The 15,520-nt window shown below is 61.8% G+C and carries 17 protein-coding genes, 1 other RNA gene and 1 riboswitch; of the genes, 8 read left to right on the forward strand and 10 right to left on the reverse strand.

From position 1 onward, the window contains the following. Positions 1 to 2 precede the first annotated feature (2 nt). A complete protein-coding gene (locus JHD64_RS00400; RefSeq protein WP_199051896.1) occupies positions 3 to 1,046 on the forward strand; it encodes an ABC transporter substrate-binding protein in 1,044 nt (347 codons plus the stop codon). A gap of 60 nt (positions 1,047 to 1,106) precedes the next feature. Then, a riboswitch (yybP-ykoY riboswitch) is annotated at positions 1,107 to 1,276 on the forward strand. A gap of 11 nt (positions 1,277 to 1,287) precedes the next feature. Beyond that, positions 1,288 to 1,875, forward strand: a complete 588-nt coding sequence (locus JHD64_RS00405; protein ID WP_199051897.1) for a TMEM165/GDT1 family protein — start codon at positions 1,288 to 1,290, stop codon at positions 1,873 to 1,875. 72 nt (positions 1,876 to 1,947) lie between these two features. Here JHD64_RS00405 and fliD (JHD64_RS00410) read toward each other — a convergent pair whose 3' ends face one another. From fliD (JHD64_RS00410) to JHD64_RS00425, 4 genes are all read right to left on the reverse strand, one after another. Further along, positions 1,948 to 3,315: a flagellar filament capping protein FliD gene (fliD, locus tag JHD64_RS00410; protein ID WP_059285149.1), complete on the reverse strand. Its 1,368-nt coding sequence runs from the start codon at positions 3,313 to 3,315 to the stop codon at positions 1,948 to 1,950. 223 nt (positions 3,316 to 3,538) lie between these two features. Next, the gene (gene fliD / locus JHD64_RS00415) at positions 3,539 to 4,972 is read right to left on the reverse strand and encodes a flagellar filament capping protein FliD (protein WP_199051898.1); all 1,434 of its coding nucleotides are present in this window, start codon (positions 4,970 to 4,972) and stop codon (positions 3,539 to 3,541) included. A 265-nt stretch (positions 4,973 to 5,237) separates the two neighbouring features. Then, complete coding sequence (locus JHD64_RS00420) at positions 5,238 to 6,521, reverse strand: FAD-binding oxidoreductase (protein ID WP_199051899.1); 1,284 nt, start codon at positions 6,519 to 6,521, stop codon at positions 5,238 to 5,240. A gap of 164 nt (positions 6,522 to 6,685) precedes the next feature. Continuing rightward, a complete protein-coding gene (locus tag JHD64_RS00425) occupies positions 6,686 to 6,925 on the reverse strand; it encodes a hypothetical protein (RefSeq protein WP_059285151.1) in 240 nt (79 codons plus the stop codon). A gap of 314 nt (positions 6,926 to 7,239) precedes the next feature. Between JHD64_RS00425 and JHD64_RS00430 the strand changes: the two genes are divergently transcribed. The 3 genes from JHD64_RS00430 (at position 7,240) to JHD64_RS00440 (ending at position 10,232) form a co-directional block, all read left to right on the forward strand. After that, complete coding sequence (locus tag JHD64_RS00430) at positions 7,240 to 8,259, forward strand: transporter (RefSeq protein WP_199051900.1); 1,020 nt, start codon at positions 7,240 to 7,242, stop codon at positions 8,257 to 8,259. 159 nt (positions 8,260 to 8,418) lie between these two features. Then, positions 8,419 to 8,760, forward strand: coding sequence for a zinc ribbon domain-containing protein YjdM (locus tag JHD64_RS00435; protein WP_199051901.1), 342 nt, complete (start codon positions 8,419 to 8,421; stop codon positions 8,758 to 8,760). Between the two features lie 104 nt (positions 8,761 to 8,864). After that, positions 8,865 to 10,232: an MATE family efflux transporter gene (locus JHD64_RS00440; RefSeq protein ID WP_199051902.1), complete on the forward strand. Its 1,368-nt coding sequence runs from the start codon at positions 8,865 to 8,867 to the stop codon at positions 10,230 to 10,232. Between the two features lie 12 nt (positions 10,233 to 10,244). Here JHD64_RS00440 and JHD64_RS00445 read toward each other — a convergent pair whose 3' ends face one another. From JHD64_RS00445 to JHD64_RS00460, 4 genes are all read right to left on the reverse strand, one after another. Beyond that, positions 10,245 to 11,579: a Y-family DNA polymerase gene (locus tag JHD64_RS00445; protein WP_199051903.1), complete on the reverse strand. Its 1,335-nt coding sequence runs from the start codon at positions 11,577 to 11,579 to the stop codon at positions 10,245 to 10,247. Continuing rightward, on the reverse strand, positions 11,579 to 12,010 hold the full coding sequence (locus tag JHD64_RS00450) for a LexA family transcriptional regulator (RefSeq protein WP_059287583.1): 432 nt from the start codon (positions 12,008 to 12,010) through the stop codon (positions 11,579 to 11,581). The genes JHD64_RS00445 and JHD64_RS00450 overlap by 1 nt, the downstream gene beginning before the upstream one ends. Positions 12,011 to 12,153: 143 nt before the next feature. Then, positions 12,154 to 12,342 (reverse strand): hypothetical protein, encoded by a 189-nt coding sequence (locus JHD64_RS00455; RefSeq protein WP_199051904.1) that lies wholly within the window; start codon positions 12,340 to 12,342, stop codon positions 12,154 to 12,156. Positions 12,343 to 12,420: 78 nt separating this feature from the next. Continuing rightward, the gene (locus JHD64_RS00460) at positions 12,421 to 12,684 is read right to left on the reverse strand and encodes a hypothetical protein (protein WP_199051905.1); all 264 of its coding nucleotides are present in this window, start codon (positions 12,682 to 12,684) and stop codon (positions 12,421 to 12,423) included. A 220-nt stretch (positions 12,685 to 12,904) separates the two neighbouring features. On the opposite strand from JHD64_RS00460, the gene JHD64_RS00465 reads away from it, so the two are divergent. Then, positions 12,905 to 13,558: a YkgJ family cysteine cluster protein gene (locus JHD64_RS00465; protein WP_199051906.1), complete on the forward strand. Its 654-nt coding sequence runs from the start codon at positions 12,905 to 12,907 to the stop codon at positions 13,556 to 13,558. On the opposite strand, the gene JHD64_RS00470 is transcribed toward JHD64_RS00465, so the two are convergent. After that, positions 13,549 to 14,184, reverse strand: a complete 636-nt coding sequence (locus tag JHD64_RS00470; RefSeq protein WP_059285629.1) for a LysE family translocator — start codon at positions 14,182 to 14,184, stop codon at positions 13,549 to 13,551. The genes JHD64_RS00465 and JHD64_RS00470 overlap by 10 nt on opposite strands. Positions 14,185 to 14,251: 67 nt before the next feature. Then, on the reverse strand, positions 14,252 to 14,386 hold the full coding sequence (locus tag JHD64_RS22160; protein WP_255524279.1) for a hypothetical protein: 135 nt from the start codon (positions 14,384 to 14,386) through the stop codon (positions 14,252 to 14,254). Between the two features lie 94 nt (positions 14,387 to 14,480). On the opposite strand from JHD64_RS22160, the gene JHD64_RS00475 reads away from it, so the two are divergent. Further along, positions 14,481 to 14,912, forward strand: a complete 432-nt coding sequence (locus tag JHD64_RS00475; protein ID WP_199051969.1) for an EamA family transporter — start codon at positions 14,481 to 14,483, stop codon at positions 14,910 to 14,912. Positions 14,913 to 15,101: 189 nt separating this feature from the next. Further along, positions 15,102 to 15,466, forward strand: a transfer-messenger RNA (tmRNA) gene (ssrA, locus tag JHD64_RS00480). Positions 15,467 to 15,520: the final 54 nt, after the last annotated feature.

Here is a 15,520-nt window from a genome sequence, read left to right on the forward strand (position 1 = left end):
TCATGCCTTCATCCATGCGTTTTCCAAGTGTTTTGCTGTATTCCGGGCTGCTGTTTGCTCCGCTGTTGTCGGCGGCCGAGCTGACCGTGGTGTCGTTTGGCGGTGCCAACAAGGATGCCCAGCAAAAAGCCTATTACCAGCCCTTTGCCGCCAGCAGCGGCATCAAGGTGCTTAGTGGCGACTACAACGGTGAAATGGCGCGGGTGCGCGCCATGGTCGACAGCAAGCGGGTGAGCTGGGATGTGCTGGACGTGGAGTCGCCGGATCTGATGCGTGGTTGCGACGAAGGCATGTTCGAGAAACTGGACTACCGCCGCATCATCAAGCCGGCCGAGCTGCTGCCTGGCGCTGCCCAACCCTGTGGCATGGCGGCCTATGCCTGGAGCACGGTGCTGGCCTACAACGCCGACAAGCTCAAGACAGCGCCGCGCTCCTGGGCCGATTTCTGGGATGTGAAGAAATATCCCGGCAAACGCGCCCTGCGCAAAGGGGCCAAGTACACGCTGGAAATCGCCCTGATGGCGGACGGCGTAGCACCACATGATGTGTACAAGCTGCTCAATACCCCGGCCGGGCTGAATCGCGCTTTTGCCAAGCTGGACCAGCTCAAGCCCTATATCCAGTGGTGGGAGGCCGGCGCGCAGCCGGCGCAGTATCTGGTGGCGGGCGATGTGGTGATGAGCTCGGCCTATAACGGCCGCATCAGCGCGGCGCAGAAAGAAGGCGGCAAGCAGCTGCAAATGGTGTGGAACGGCAATATCTACGATTACGACTACTGGACCATTCCCAAGGGCAGTCCCAATCTGGAGGCCGCTTACAAGTTTCTGGCTTTCGTCAGCCAGCCTGCCGCCCAGGCCGAATATGTGAAGGGCATCAGCTATGGGGTCAGCCATCGCAAGGCTTCGGCGCTGATTGACAAGAGCGTGCTGGCCAACCTGCCCACCGCACCGCAAAACCTGAAGCAGGGCGTGGCCATTGACAGCAGTTTCTGGGTGGATCACGGCGAAAACCTGGAGCAGCGCTTTAACGCCTGGGCCGCCCGCTGACGGGTCAGCCGCAAAAAAACGGAAACGGGACTTGCCAAATGGCATGGCTGCTTTACAATGCCACCCGTCATCAGGGAGTAGCCGCCCTCCGCATGTGAGAGGGACGTGTGTCAACAGACTTGCCGGTTCCGGCATGGCACACGTGGTCCGAGACTTGGCGAGACTTTTGACCGTAATGCTCCGCATGGCCGGGACGCATTGCGGTCACTCGTTTCCGCGTCCCGGCCATGGAGAACACTTGATGCAGTCCTTTCTGGTATCCACCGGCGTGGTAGCCCTGGCCGAAATCGGCGACAAAACCCAATTGCTGTCCCTGATTCTGGCGGCGCGTTATCGCAAGCCCTTGCCCATCATCCTGGGCATCCTGCTGGCCACCCTGGTCAATCATGCCGGTGCCGGCGGTATTGGCGCCTGGCTGTCCACGGCGCTCAGCCCCAACATCCTCAACTGGGCCGTGGTGGCGTCATTTGCGCTGATGGCCGGCTGGATTCTGATTCCCGACAAGCTGGACGAAGATGAAATCACCATGCCCAAGCGGCAGATGGGGGTGTTTGCCACCACCGTATTCGCGTTTTTCCTGGCGGAGATGGGCGACAAGACGCAAGTGGTGACCATTGCGCTGGCGGCGCGCTTTCATGATTTCCTGCCGGTGGTGGCGGGCACCACGCTGGGCATGATGCTGGCCAACGTGCCGGTGATCTACCTGGGTAGCCGCTTTGCCGACCGCCTGCCCACCAAGGCGGTGCATATTGTGGCATCCATCATTTTTCTGGTGCTGGGCGGCCTGGCACTGGCCAATGCCATCAATGGCACACCACTGCTGGGTTGAGCTGCTTGCCTTCACCATGAAAAACGCCGCCACGGACTGCTCCGGGCGGCGTTTTTTTACTGTTGGGCAAGATCAGGCGAGCAGGCCTGCCAGATTGCTGGTGGATTGCTGCATTTGCGCCAGCGTGGCGTTCAGCGTGGTGTATTGCTGCAAATAGGAGGTGCGCAAGGCATCCAGATTGGTCTGGATTTCGGTCTGGTGATTGGTTTCGTCAGTCACGCTCTGGTTCAGGTCGTTCTGTTTGGTGGCCACGATGCCGGTAGGTCCCAGCAGATTGTTGATGGTGGTGTTGAAACGGTCGGCAAAGCCGGTGCTGCTGCTGTTGCCGAACAGATTGGCCACGGCGGTCGGATTGCTGGTCAGTGCCTTGTTGAAGGCGGTCTGGTCCAGTGCCAGCGTGCCATCCTTCTGCAGGGAAATGCCGACCTGCGACAGGTAGGCATAGGATGTGGTGGCATCCACGCCCGGCACCTGGGTCTGCAATACCGAGCTGAGCTGATCCTGGATGGACAGCAGTGAATCATCGCCCTTCATGTCGCCATTGAAGGCCGTGCTGGTGGTGTTGTACACCTTGTTGTATGCATCAACAAAGCCTTGCAGGGTGGAGGCAATGCCGGAAGTGTCTTGACTCATGCCAATGGAAACCTGGCCGATTTTTTCCAGATTGACGGTAGCGCCGGTGATCACTCCGGTCACGGTATTGCTGCTGGACGAGACATTGACGCCGTTGACCGTCATCAGGGCATCGCTGGCGGCAAAGGATTCGGTTGCCGCGGTGCTGCTTTGCTGCAGCCCGGCCAGGGTGTTGCCGCTGGTGTTGCCGCTGTCGCTGCCCCCTGCCGTGACGCTGAAGGCATTGGCCGAGCCGGAATTGGCCGAAGCGATCACCAGCGAGTAATTGCCGTTGTACTGCACGACCGAGGCATTGACCCCGGCATTGGCGGCGTTAATGGCATCGGAAATGTTTTGCAGGCTTTCACCGCCGCTGCCGCCATTGTTCAGGTTGACGGTGGTGGCGGTGCCGGCGACGCTGAAGGTCAGCGACGAGGGAACGCCGCTTAGCGCGGTGGTGGCGCTGGTGATCGGCTGGCCACTGCTGTTTTGGTCAAATACCAGCTGGCGCGATTGGGCCAGCTTGCTGACGTTCAGCTGGTAGGTGCCGGCAATGCCACCCGTGCTGGTGGCAACGCTGGCAATCGTACTGTCTGATGTGGTGGCTTTGTATGTCTGCAGGAAAGCGCCGGATGACAGGCTGCTGACCGAGGTTTGCAGGGCTGACAGCGCCGAGCTGATCTGGCCCATGTCGCTCAGCTCGGTTTTGTAGGTGGACACCTTGTTCTGGCTGTCGGTAAGCGGTTGCTGCTCCACGGTCATCAGCTGGCTGACAATGGTTTGCACGTCTAGCGGGCCGGCGGTGGTGGTGATGGATGCTGCGCTCATGCTGTTCTCCCTGCGGCCTGCAGCTGGATCAGGCCGGTCTTGATATGCTCTCCTGACATTATCGGCTGGAACAGCCTGCTGCTTGATGGTCCGACAGGGTTAAACAATGTTGCCGAATGTTAAGGCTGTCACAAAGCGTCACGATTGCCCTGCCCGGAGCCGTCAGGCAAATTCCTGTTGCCCCGGTGTGCCTGGCCGTAGCAGCGCTATGGGCTTGTCCGTACTAATTGCCGGAAGACTTCAGCAGCCCGGACAGATTGCTGGTCGACTGCTGCATCTTGGACAGCGTGGCATTCAGCGTGGTGTATTGCTGCAGATAACTGGCCTGCTTGTCGCTCATCTTGGTTTGCAGCTGCGACTGGTGGTTGGTTTCGTCGCTCACATTCTGGTTCAGGTCATTTTGTTTGGTCACGATGATTCCCGCTGGCCCGAGCAAATTGTTGATGGTGCTGTTGAAGCGGTCTGCAAAGCCGCTATTGCTGCTGTTGCCGAACAGATTGGCCACTGCGGCGGGCTGGCTGCTCAGGGCCTTGTTGAAGGCGGTCTGGTCCAGCGACAGGCTGCCGTCTTTCTGGATGGCGATGCCCACCTGCGACAGATAGGCATAGGAAGCAAGCGGGTCGGCACCGCTGACCGGAGTTTGCAGTACCGCGCTGAGCTGGTTGCGGATGGTGTTGAGTGAGCCATCCCCCTTCATAGTGCCGGCTGCTGCGCTATTGATGGCGCCCTGAACCTTGTTGTAGGCATCGACAAAACCCTGCAGCTTGCCGGCAATGCTGCTGCTGTCCATTGCCAGGCTGATGGTGGCCTGGCCGGCTTTTTGCAGGTTGACGCTGGCACCGCTGATCGCATCGCCGACGGTGTTGCTGCTGGAGGAAACATACACGCCGTTGACGGTAAGCGCGGCGTCGCTGGCATCGTTGGATTCGCTGATGGCGGTATCGCTTTGCTGCAGGCCCGCCAGGGTATTGGCGCTGCTGCTCTCCAGGCTGCTGTCGCTGCCGCCGGCAGTGATGCTAAAGGCATTGTCCGAACCGGACTGTGCCGAGGCAAGCACCAGCGAATAACTCCCCTTGTATTGCACGATGGACGCATTGACGCCGGCATTGGCGCTGTTGATCTTGTCGGCGATGTCTTGCAGGCTGACGGCGGCTGGCGTGGTCGACGGACTGGCCGCGCCATCGGTAGCGCTGCCGTTGCTGCTGGCGGTATCGCGCAGCGCTATGGTGGTGCTGTTGCCGCCCACGGCAAGAGTGAGCGTGTCCGGCACATCAGACAGCGCACTGCTGGCACTGGTGATGGCCTGGCCGTCGGCTGTGGTGTCGAATACCAACTGGCGCGGTTTGGCCAGCTCTTGCACATCCAGCAGGTAGTTGCCGGGCGCACCGCTGCCATTGCCATCCACCGTGGCAACGGTGGCATCCGAGGTGCTGGTCTTGATGGTGTGCAGGAAGCTGGCGGAGGAGAGGCCGCTGACGGCGCTTTGCAGACCGGACAGGGCCGAGCTGACCTGGCCGATGTCGCTGAGCTTGCTGTTGAAGCTGCTCAGCTTGCTCTGGCTGGTGGTCAGCGGCTGTTTTTCCACCGTCATCAACTGACTGACAATATTCTGTACGTCGAGCGGACCTGCCGAGGTGGTGATGGATGCGCTGCTCATCTTGTCTTTGCTTGCCTTGTGGGTGCCGGAATGGCCGGCTCATGACGGTTGTCATGATTATCCCCGACAGCGACTTGGGCGGGATGGGCAGGACAGGTCAAAAAATGTTTGCTTTTGCAAACAAGGTAAAGAGGGGTAAGGAGGGGGCGGATCGGGTCCGGCTGGCCTGGCAGAAGGGGGCAGCAAGGGCAGGGTATGAAACCCGTCCTTGCTGTCCGTTGTGCTCAGGCCCGGTGCGGGCCGTCAGCTGGGGCTGTGTGCTGGCTCAGATGCCCAGTTTGTCACGCAGCGAATAATACCAGGCACCCATGGCGGTGAAGGGCACGCGCATCAGTTCGCCACCGGGGAAGGGGTAGTGCGGCAGGGTGGCGAAGGCATCGAAGCGCTCGGCCTGACCGCGCAGGGCCTCGGCCATGATCTTGCCAGCCAGGTGGGTATAGGTGACGCCATGGCCGCTGCAACCCTGCGAGTAATAGATGTTGTCGCCGATACGGCCGACCTGCGGCAGGCGCGACAGCGTCAGCAGGAAGTTGCCGGTCCAGGCGTAATCGATCTTTACCTTGGCCAGTTGCGGGAATACCTTCAGCATCTTCGGCCGGATGATGGCCTCGATATTGGCCGGGTCGCGTGCGCCATAAACCACGCCGCCGCCGAAAATCAGCCGTTTGTCCTGGCTCAGGCGGTAGTAGTCGAGCAGGTAGTTGCAGTCTTCCACGCAGTAGTCCTGCGGCAGCAGGCTGGCGGCCAGTTCATCGCCCAGCGGCTCGGTGGTGATCACCTGGGTGCCGCATGGCATGGATTTGGCAGCCAGTTCCGGTAGCAGATTGCCCAGATAGGCATTGCCGGCCACCACCAGGAATTTTGCCTTGACCCGGCCTTGCGGCGTGGTCACCACGGCTTGCTGGCCGCGTTCTATGCTCAGTGCCGGCGATTGCTCGTAAATCACGCCACCCAGCGATTCCACGGCTGCGGCTTCGCCCAGCGCCAGGTTCAGCGGGTGGATATGACCGCCGCTCATGTCCAGCATGCCGCCCACATAGCTGTCGGTGGCGACGATGCCGCGCATGTCATCCTTGCCCAGCAGTTGCAGCTGGCGGTGGCCGTAACGCTCCCACAAGGCTTTTTGTGATCGCAGATGGCCCATCTGCTTTTCGCTCAGCGCAGCAAACACGCCGCCGTCTTTCAGGGCGCAGTCGATGCCGTAGCGGGCCACCCGCTCGCGGATGATGCGACCGCCTTCGAAGGCCATGTCGCCCAGCAGCTTGGCCTGCTTGCTGCCCACCGTGCGTTCGATCACATCGATGTCGCGGCTGTAGCTGTTGACGATCTGGCCGCCATTGCGGCCGGATGCGCCAAAGCCAACCCTGGCGGCCTCCAGCACGGTGACCTTGAAGCCGTTTTCCAGCAGGAAGAGTGCCGTGGACAGACCGGTGTAACCTGCACCGATAATGCAGACATCGGTTGCGATTTCGCCTTGCAGGGCCGGGCGCGCAGGCACCGGATTGGCAGAGGCGGCGTAGTAGGATTCGGGATAGCTGGTTTGTGGCATTTCGTTAAACTTTTCGTTTAATATTTTGCACATGCCAGTTGATTCTAGCGCAGGCAAGCGCCGCTTGCCAAATTATTTGATCAAATATGTGGGTGCGGCGCTGGGGCTGCGCTGCTTAAGGCGTGTCAGCATCCGCCGGGCGGATGCTGATGAAGTGCTGGGGATTACTTGGTGTGCTCGTGGCCGCCAACGGTTTCCTTCACCTGGCCAGTGACACCCGAGCTGTGTTTTTTGTGCTTTTTGTGTTTCTTGTGGGCTTTCTTGCGTTCTTCCTGCTTGATTTTGGCATGATCGGCCTTCCAGGCTTTTACCTCGCTGGCCGTCGGGGATTCCTGGTGCAGTTTGTTGGCGAGGGCGGGGCCAGCCAGCAGCACTCCGGCTACAGTCCATGCAATCAGTTTCATGATGGTTTTCCTGGATAAAAGACTTTGAGTGAGTAGAGACTGTCCTCAAACGGACAGCAGCCAGTCTATGAACTCCCATCGCGCTAAATAAGGGATGATTTCCCAATGAAATTGCTCTTGTTTCTTCTTGTCGCTAGGAAATGTACTTGAGCGCACGCCGTCGCTGAGACGGCTGCCCGTTCTGTCCGGCTGGATGGCAAACTGTCATCTGCCTTTCGTAAAGCTTGGCCGGTAGCGGTGTTATCCTGCACGGGTGGGCGTTTGCCGCTGGCCAGCCAGGATTGGCCCGGCCGTGTTTCCGGAAGGTGTATTGCATGAGCGTGTCGATTACCGAAGTGACCTATGGTGCTGATCAGGTCGGACTGATCAGTGGCTTCCGTTTTTTACCCGGGCAGGCTGGTCAGCCCATTGCGTCGGAAGAGGCTGTGCATTTTCTGCAGCAGCCGGCGCAGGACGATGGCTTTGTCTGGCTGCATTTCAATCTGGCGCATGCCGCCTGCGAGCGCTGGCTCAGGGCCAGGATGCCGCTGCCGGATGATTTTTTTGCCATGTTGCATGCCGGCAGCAGCTCCACCCGCATCGAACCTTCGGACGGCATGCTGCTGGCGGTGATCAACGATGTGGCGCTGGGCTTTGGTGTGGTGACCTCGGATGTCGCCACGCTGTGGGTGGCCGCCGGTTCGCGTCTGCTGGTCACCGCGCGCGTGCGCCCCCTGCGTTCGGTGGACCGGCTGCGGGCGGCAGTGAAAAGCGGCGAGGTGTTTCCCTCGGCCCGTTCCTTGCTGTTTCATCTGATGCAGGATCAGGCTGATGTGATGGCCGGCATCGTACGCGAGTCTGCGCGCAAGGTGGACCATATCGAAGATCGTTTCCTGGCCGAGCATTTGCAGGATCATCGTGCCGAGCTGTCCGGCATGCGCCGCACCCTGGTGCGGATGCAGCGTCTGCTGGCACCCGAGCCGGGCGCGCTGTTCCGTTTGCTGAACCGGCCGCCGGCCTGGCTGGCCGAGCACGATGTGCAGGCGCTGCGCGAATCGACCGAGGAGTTTTCACTGGTGCTGAACGATCTGGCCTCCCTGGTGGAACGCATCAAGCTGCTGCAGGAAGAGCTGGCCGCCAAGCTGAACGAGCAGACCAACCGCACCCTGTTCACCCTGACCATGGTCACGGTGCTGGCATTGCCCATCAATATCGTGGCCGGTTTCTTTGGCATGAATGTGGGGGGCGTGCCGCTGGCCAATCATCCGCATGGCTTCTGGGTGCTGGTGCTGCTGGTGGCCAGCTTCACCTTTCTGGCCGGCTGGTGGGCGTTCAGCCGGCAGAATGCGCGCTAGGCCGGTTGCGGTGCGGATTGCGGCACAGAAAGCAGATGGTGCTGACGAGACCATGAGCGCAGTGGGTGATCTTGCCGGCGTGCTGGCGTACAATACTGCCTTTGCGCCAGCGGCAATTGCCGCTGGCTTTGATTCTTCTGTTAGCGAGCAAGGTATAGCATGAGCGGTTTGCCCAATTGTCCCCAGTGCGGTTCCCAATTCACCTACGAAGACGGCGCCATGCTGGTCTGCCCGGAGTGCGCGCACGAGTGGTCGGCCCAGGCCGATGCCGCTGGTGAGGAGCAAGGGCGCGAAGTGCGTGATTCCAATGGCAATCTGCTGCAGGATGGCGACACGGTGACGGTGATCAAGGATCTGAAGGTCAAGGGTTCGTCGCTGGTGGTGAAGGTGGGGACCAAGGTCAAGAATATCCGCCTGGTGGACGGCGACCATGATATCGATTGCAAGATCGACGGCATCGGTGCCATGAGCCTGAAGTCGGAGTTCGTGAAAAAGGCCTGAGCCTGCCGCCGCACGCGATTGATGAAAAGCACCCCGCGCGGGTGCTTTTTGCTTTTTCGCCCAGCCGGCCGTGCCTGCCGCCAGCGGGGCGCGGCTCTGTTACCATGCTGTTTTCCTGTCTGTCCGCCTTGTCCATGTCTGATACTGCCGCTTCCCCTCTTGCCCCTTCTGCACGACACCTGATCTCCTTTGCCGTACCGGTGATGCTGGCGGCACTGGCCACGCCCTTGATGGGGCTGGTGGATACCGCCGTGCTGGCACGGCTGGGTAATCCGGTGGCGCTGGCGGCGGTGGCGGTGGGTGGCAGTATTTTCAATGTGGTGTACTGGTGCTTCAGCTTTTTGCGCTTTACCACCACCGGGCTGGTGGCCCAGGCTGCCGGCGGGCAGGGGCGGGAAGCCGTGGTGCTGGCCGGCTTGCGGCCCATGCTGGCGGCCTTGCTGGGTGGCATCGGCTTGCTGTTGCTGCAGCAGCCGATTGCCTGGCTGGCCTTGCACCTGCTGGCACCGCCGGCCGAGGTGGCCGGGCTGGCCCGGCAGTATTTTGATGCCCGTATCTGGTCGGCCCCGTTTACTCTGCTGGCTTATGCCCAGTTTGCCTGGCTGCTGGGGCTGGGGCATTCCCGCCAGGTCATGCTGCTGCAAGTGCTGATGAATGTCCTGAATGCGGCGCTGGCCATCAGCTTTGTATCCGGGCTGGGCTGGGGCGTGTCCGGTGCCGGCTGGGCGACCGCCATCAGTGAAGCCGCCGCCAGCCTGCTGGCGGGGTGGGTGATGCTGCGGCAGGTGCCGTGGCCGCAGTGGCGTGCCGCCTGGCACCGCCTGGGGGGCATGGCGCCGTGGCGGCAGCTGTTTGCTGCCAACCTGGACATCATGGTGCGGACCTTGCTGCTGACGGTGTCATTTGCCCTGATGACGCGCAGCGGGGCGCAGCTGGGGACGCTGACGCTGGCGGCCAATCAGCTGTTGCTGCAGGCGTTCATGGTCTGCGTCAGCCTGCTGGACGGATTTGCCGTGGCGGCGGAAGTGTATGGCGCGCGGGCCATTGGTGCCGGCTCGCGGGCAGCGCTGATGCTGGTGGTACGGCGTTGCGGCTGGCTGTCGCTGGGCTGGAGCAGCCTGCTGGCACTGGCCATGGCGCTGCTGGGCTTGTTTTACCTGCCGCTGATGACGCCGGATGTGCAGCTGCAGCGCATGGCGGCGACCTTCTGGCCCTGGCTGGTGGTGTTGCCGCCGGTGTGCATCTGGGCTTTTTTCTGGGATGGCGTGTTCATGGGGGCGATGCGCACACGGGTCTTGCGCAATGGCATGCTGCTGAGCTTTGCCGCCTATGTGCCAGCCTTGTGGCTGCTGCAGCACGCGCTGGGCAATCATGGCATCTGGGCGGCCCTGCTGGTGTTGATGGCCATGCGCGGCCTGTTGCTGACCCTGGCCTGGCCGGCACTGCGCGATGGTGTGGGCCAGCCGGGCTGACCGGCCTGTCTGTCAATCGCCAGCATGGTGATGGCGGCGCGGCCAGTACAGGCGGTAGCCGGCTGGCGCGCTGCTGTGTGGCTGGTCGCGAACGGAGATCGCCTGCTGCGGGTCGGTGCTGTAGCAGGGCGAGCGCATGGCCTGGCGCATCTGCCAGTCCTGGCTGATGTCTTCGATGGCCAGCCGGATGCTGCCTTTGCCCAACCGCCGGTTGAGCTGGTCGATGGTGGCCATCAGCCCGGCGCGGCGCGGGTCTGGCGCAGGGGCGAACATATCCTGCTGCCCGATGGCCTTGTCACCGATTTCCATCAGCACCACTCCGGCCTTGTGATAGGACAGGCCAGGCCGGAACAGCTGGCGCAACCCCGCCTGTGCGGCCTGGTTCAGGCTGAGGGTGTCGTCGCTGGCCTGCAGCAGCGGAATGCAGGTATAGCCGTGATAGTGAGTGGCGCTGCCAAAGGCGTTGGTCTGGATGCTGACGCCTATCATCGCCGCCGTGCTGCCCTGGGCGCGCAGCTTTTCGGCCGCGCGGGCGGTGTGGTGGGCAATGCTGGCCGATAAGGGTGGCAGGCTGCTGACCTGGCGGCTGAAACTGCGGCTGGAAATGATGTGCTGCTTGCTGCTGGCCACATCTTCCAGCGCCAGGCAGGATACGCCGTTAAGCTCGGCCACGGTGCGTTCCAGCACCACGTTGAAATGGCGCTTGAGCTGGCGCGGATCGGCTCTTTGCAAGTCGAGTGCGCTGCGTATGCGTAGCTGGTGCAGCTTTTCCGCCAGCCGTCGCCCCACGCCCCATACCTCGCGCACATCCATGCTGGCCAGCAGGCGTTCGGCCTCGGCCGGTGTCAGCCCGCTCCAATCGAATACCCCTTGCCAGTGTGCCTGCTGCTTGGCCACGTGGTTGGCCAGCTTGGCCAGCGTCTTGCTGGGGCCGATCCCCACGCAACTGGGCAGGCCCAGCTTGTCCAGCAAGGTCTGGCGGATGTGCTGGCCATGTGCCTGGGGCGTGGCGATGCCGCTCAGGTCCAGAAAGCATTCATCGATGCTGTAGATGTCCTGGCGCGGAGCAAAGCGTGCCAGGATATTCATCATGCGGCGCGACATGTCGCCATACAGGGTGTAATTGCTGGAAAACACCGCCACCCGGTGCTTGCGACACAGGCCCCGCACCTGGTAGTAGGGCAGAAAGGCCGGAATGCCGATGGCCTTGGCCTCTGCCGAGCGCGCCACCACGCAGCCATCGTTATTCGACAGCACGATGATGGGCTTGCCGATCAGGTCTGGCCGGAACACCCGCTCACAGCTGGTATAGAAGCTGTTGCCATCCACCAGGGCGAAGAGGCTCATCAGTAGCGCCGGATGCAGCCGCACACCACGCCCCAGATCAGCAACTCCTGCTCGCTCTGGGGCACCAGTACCGGGTAAGCCGGGTTTTCCGGCAGCAAAGCCAGCCGGCCATGGCGACGGTGCAGGCGCTTGACGGTGAAGTCGCCATCCACCACGGCCACCACGATATCGCCATGCAGCGCCGGGCGGCCCTTGTCGACGATCAGCAGGTCGCCCTCCAGGATGCCGGCCCCGCTCATCGAATCGCCCTGCACCCGCACCACAAAGCAGGCGTCAGGGTCGCTCATCAGGTAGCCATTGAGGTCGATGCTGCTGTCCAGATAGTCGTCGGCTGGCGAGGGGAAGCCGGCGCGGATGCCCATGCCGGCCAGCGGCAGGCTGCAGGGCGGGGTGGTCGTGATGCGGCCGCACAAGGTGATGTCGTCAGGCATGGCGGATTATTTTGAAAATGTACATAATCAAAATATAGCAGATGCACACAAGGCGCGGCCGGTTTTTTTCATGCAATGGCGCGCGGAAACGACAAAAAAGCCCGCGCAAGCGGGCTGGGTGTGGCCAGGATTTTGCAGGAATCTCAGGCCGTGGTGTTGATGGTATTGCCGATGGTGGCAGAAACCGGACGGTTTTTGCTTTCCGCCACACCTGGCTTGCTGCCGTCATTGTCACCGTCGCTATCACGGCCGCGCTGGGCCAGTGGCTGGCTGACGGAGCGCAAGAGCTGAGCAGGCGCAGTACTAGCGATATTGCCGATACCCGATACCATGATTGATCTCCAGAAGGGGCTTATTCCCCGCGCGGATTATTACCGGGCTTGGCTTAAGCCAGACTTAAGCCTGCCGCTTCAGGCCTGCTGGGTGGTGGTGAGGATGGCCAGCAGGGTGGATGTGGTGGTGGGGCTGAAAGGCTGTCTGGCCCGAGTGCCAAGCAGCTCGCACAGCTGGTTGAAAACGCTGCGCGCCGGCTGGCTCAGCGCTTGCAGATCATCGAGCTTGAGCTGGCTGCCCTGGTGGCTGGAGCCCAGCAGCAGTGCCAGCTCGGCCAGAATGGCCCGTTCTGCGGCAGAATCGAGATCCCGTATCAGCTGGATAATATCGGCTTCCGTCATGGCTTGTGGTGTGTTGATTTGTCATTGGCATTATTTTAATCCTGCCGGTGGCGGCTGAATGGCCTGCGTGCAGCTGGCATGATCATGATCAACAAATTGAAACGTGCGTTGGTTTTGTCGCCGCACCCGCCATGGAGTGTCACGATCCGGCCGCCGGCTGCGGGCTATAATCCAGCCTGGTGTGCCAGCTGGCATCACGGAAACGACAGGAAGGATGAGCATGCTGCATGCAGACGAAGCCGCGGCCCTGCAGGCTTCGATAGAGCGAGTCGGCGCGCGGGTGACGGCAGCGCTGCAAGACAACCCCGGCGTTGACTATGCGGTGGCATTTGTCGGCAATCTGCATCGCGGCATCGATCAAACCATGGCGCAGGCAGCCTTGCGTGGCGAGCCGGTGGCCTGCCGGGCCGGCTGCGCCAGCTGCTGCAGCCTGCGGGTGGAAGTGGCGCCGGCCGAAGCCCTGCTGATTGCCCGGCAACTACGCAGCGGCCCGGCAGAGCGGCTCGCGCAGCTGCGGCAAGCCCTGCAACGGCAACAATCCTTGCTGGCGCAAGAGGGTGCCATGCGGCCGCCCTGCGCGTTCTTGCAGGATGCGCTGTGCAGCATTTATCCATGGCGGCCAGCCAGCTGCCGCAAGGCGCATTCCTTTTCTGCCAAGGCCTGCCAGAGCGGGGCGGCACAACTGCCGCAGGACCTGGCCATTACCCTGGCAGCAGAAGCCTTGCAGCGCGGCACGGCACTGGGCTATCGCCAGCGCGGGCTGGATGGCGCGGTACAGGAATTGAGCGCTGCCGTATTACAGGCGCTGGCAGACGACACGGCGGCAAGCCGCTGGTACGCCGCGGCGGACAACAGCACAGCCGCTCAGGGCTGACCCGGACGCTGCAACAGCAGCAGTCGGGCGGCCAGACCGAGAAACACCAGGGTCAGCGCCCGCCCTTGCCACAGCGCAAAGCGCGGCTGTGTCTGCAAATAGCGCCCCAATGCCCCGCTGAACTGTGCCAGCAAGGCATTGAAAGCCAGCCCGGTCACCGCCAGCACCAGCCCCAGCAGCAAAACCTGCTGGGCAACATGGCCGTGGGCGATATTGACGAACTGCGGCAGGAATACCATGAAAAACAGCAGCGCCTTGGGGTTGAGCAGGCTGTTCAGCATCGCCATGCGTACCACCTGGCGGTGACTGCGGCGCTCACCGCCCAGCAGGGCCAGCATGCCGCCGGCCCGCCAGGATTTCCACGCCAGCCAGAGCAGATACGCCGCCCCGCCCAGTCGCAGCAGGTCGAACATCGGCGGCCAGCCTGCCAGCATGGCGGTAATGCCGCTGGCGGTCAGAATGGTGAACACCATGTCCGCCACGGCAATGCCCAGCGCCGCCGCCAGCCCGCCGGAGCGGCCCATGGTGGTGGAATACGACAGCACAAACGCCATATTCGGCCCCGGCGACAAAAACAGCAGCAGCACGGTTGCCATGAACAGCAACAGGGTTGAGGCAGAAATCATGATCTGTCCTTGGAGTGTGTCGTGGCGGGCAAGAGGCCGTTGTCTGGCCTGTCCTGCGTGTTCAGCATTACAAAATGCGGATGATGTTCTTGATCAGCCGGGTCTGCCCTGCGCTGGCCGGCTTGTTTTCCTGGCGGTGCCCGGCCAGCATGGCCAGCGCCAGCAGCAGGGCAAGCAGGAGTATGGTTTTGGATTGGGACATGGCAGCCGCCGCAGGAATAATATTTGAGCGGCTATTTTAGGCCGGTCGGCGCTGGCCGGATAGCGTGCGCGTCAATGAAAGGGAGAAAATCATGATGGGAACGGCCAGCTGGTTGTTCTGGGCCTTGTTGTCGGCGGTATTTGCCGCACTGACCGCGATTTTTGCCAAGATAGGCATCCGCGGCGTGGATTCCGACCTGGCCACGCTGATTCGCACCGCCATCATCAGCGTGGTGCTGTCGCTATTTGTCTGGCTTGGCGGCAAATGGAGCAACCCCCTGCAGCTATCCGGCAAGACCTGGCTGTTTCTCGGCCTGTCCGGCATCGCCACCGGCCTGTCCTGGGCCTGCTATTTCCGTGCCCTGCAAATGGGAGAAGCATCGAAAGTGGCCCCGGTCGACAAGCTGAGCCTGGTGCTGGTGGCCGTGTTTGCCGTGATCTTTCTTGGCGAGCGCCCGGCCCCGCGCGAATGGCTGGGCATTGCCATGGTGGCTGGCGGGGTAGTGGTGCTGGCCCTCAAGCGCTAAGCGCCGCCGCCTCAGGCCCGGCTGCGGGTACGCCTGCTGCGTGGCCGGCATCGACAGACCTTGCCCCACGGCGCATTGTGTTAGCCGCGCCAACCCCCACCCATTGCCCGGCCTGCTGCCGAATGATTTCGCCGCGGCAGCCAGACTAGTCGCCACGGGCGTTTCACTGTATACTTGTCAGTCTTATCTGGGGGCGACCTGGTTTCGACGGGGGTTGCGAAGCGGATGAGGGCATACCGGGATTTCAGTCACCCCGTAAAAAGCTGAATTTTTTTAGTCGCAAACGACGAAACTTACGCTCTAGCAGCCTAACGGCCGGCTAGACACTACAACGGTTCGCAGATGGGCCGGGGGCGTCAAAACCCTGTAGTGTCACTCTACATCTGCTAGTGCTGTGCCGGGTTACTTGGCACTGTGCGAAACTCAAGGTAACTCGCCAAAGCCCAGCCTGTCCGTCGGCGTGGTGGAGGTTAAATCCAAATGACACGACTAAGTATGTAGATCTCACCGTAGAGGACTTTCGGACGCGGGTTCGATTCCCGCCGCCTCCACCAAATTCACATGTCACCAAAAGACATGTAACGACAAAACCCCGATAGCTTAAGGCT

The sequence above is a fragment of the Aquitalea sp. ASV15 genome (assembly GCF_016429115.1).
In the GTDB taxonomy this organism is placed as follows: Bacteria; Pseudomonadota; Gammaproteobacteria; order Burkholderiales; family Chromobacteriaceae; genus Aquitalea; species Aquitalea magnusonii.

Coding starts and splice junctions, on each gene's coding strand:
- JHD64_RS00400 (WP_199051896.1), top strand. CDS start 3: ATGCCTTCATCCATGCGTTTTCCAAGTGTTTTGCTGTATTCCGGGCTG.
- JHD64_RS00405 (WP_199051897.1), top strand. CDS start 1,288: ATGCAGTCCTTTCTGGTATCCACCGGCGTGGTAGCCCTGGCCGAAATC.
- fliD (WP_059285149.1), bottom strand. CDS start 3,315: ATGAGCGCAGCATCCATCACCACCACCGCCGGCCCGCTAGACGTGCAA.
- fliD (WP_199051898.1), bottom strand. CDS start 4,972: ATGAGCAGCGCATCCATCACCACCTCGGCAGGTCCGCTCGACGTACAG.
- JHD64_RS00420 (WP_199051899.1), bottom strand. CDS start 6,521: ATGCCACAAACCAGCTATCCCGAATCCTACTACGCCGCCTCTGCCAAT.
- JHD64_RS00425 (WP_059285151.1), bottom strand. CDS start 6,925: ATGAAACTGATTGCATGGACTGTAGCCGGAGTGCTGCTGGCTGGCCCC.
- JHD64_RS00430 (WP_199051900.1), top strand. CDS start 7,240: ATGAGCGTGTCGATTACCGAAGTGACCTATGGTGCTGATCAGGTCGGA.
- JHD64_RS00435 (WP_199051901.1), top strand. CDS start 8,419: ATGAGCGGTTTGCCCAATTGTCCCCAGTGCGGTTCCCAATTCACCTAC.
- JHD64_RS00440 (WP_199051902.1), top strand. CDS start 8,865: ATGCTGTTTTCCTGTCTGTCCGCCTTGTCCATGTCTGATACTGCCGCT.
- JHD64_RS00445 (WP_199051903.1), bottom strand. CDS start 11,579: ATGAGCCTCTTCGCCCTGGTGGATGGCAACAGCTTCTATACCAGCTGT.
- JHD64_RS00450 (WP_059287583.1), bottom strand. CDS start 12,010: ATGCCTGACGACATCACCTTGTGCGGCCGCATCACGACCACCCCGCCC.
- JHD64_RS00455 (WP_199051904.1), bottom strand. CDS start 12,342: ATGGTATCGGGTATCGGCAATATCGCTAGTACTGCGCCTGCTCAGCTC.
- JHD64_RS00460 (WP_199051905.1), bottom strand. CDS start 12,684: ATGACGGAAGCCGATATTATCCAGCTGATACGGGATCTCGATTCTGCC.
- JHD64_RS00465 (WP_199051906.1), top strand. CDS start 12,905: ATGCTGCATGCAGACGAAGCCGCGGCCCTGCAGGCTTCGATAGAGCGA.
- JHD64_RS00470 (WP_059285629.1), bottom strand. CDS start 14,184: ATGATTTCTGCCTCAACCCTGTTGCTGTTCATGGCAACCGTGCTGCTG.
- JHD64_RS22160 (WP_255524279.1), bottom strand. CDS start 14,386: ATGTCCCAATCCAAAACCATACTCCTGCTTGCCCTGCTGCTGGCGCTG.
- JHD64_RS00475 (WP_199051969.1), top strand. CDS start 14,481: ATGGGAACGGCCAGCTGGTTGTTCTGGGCCTTGTTGTCGGCGGTATTT.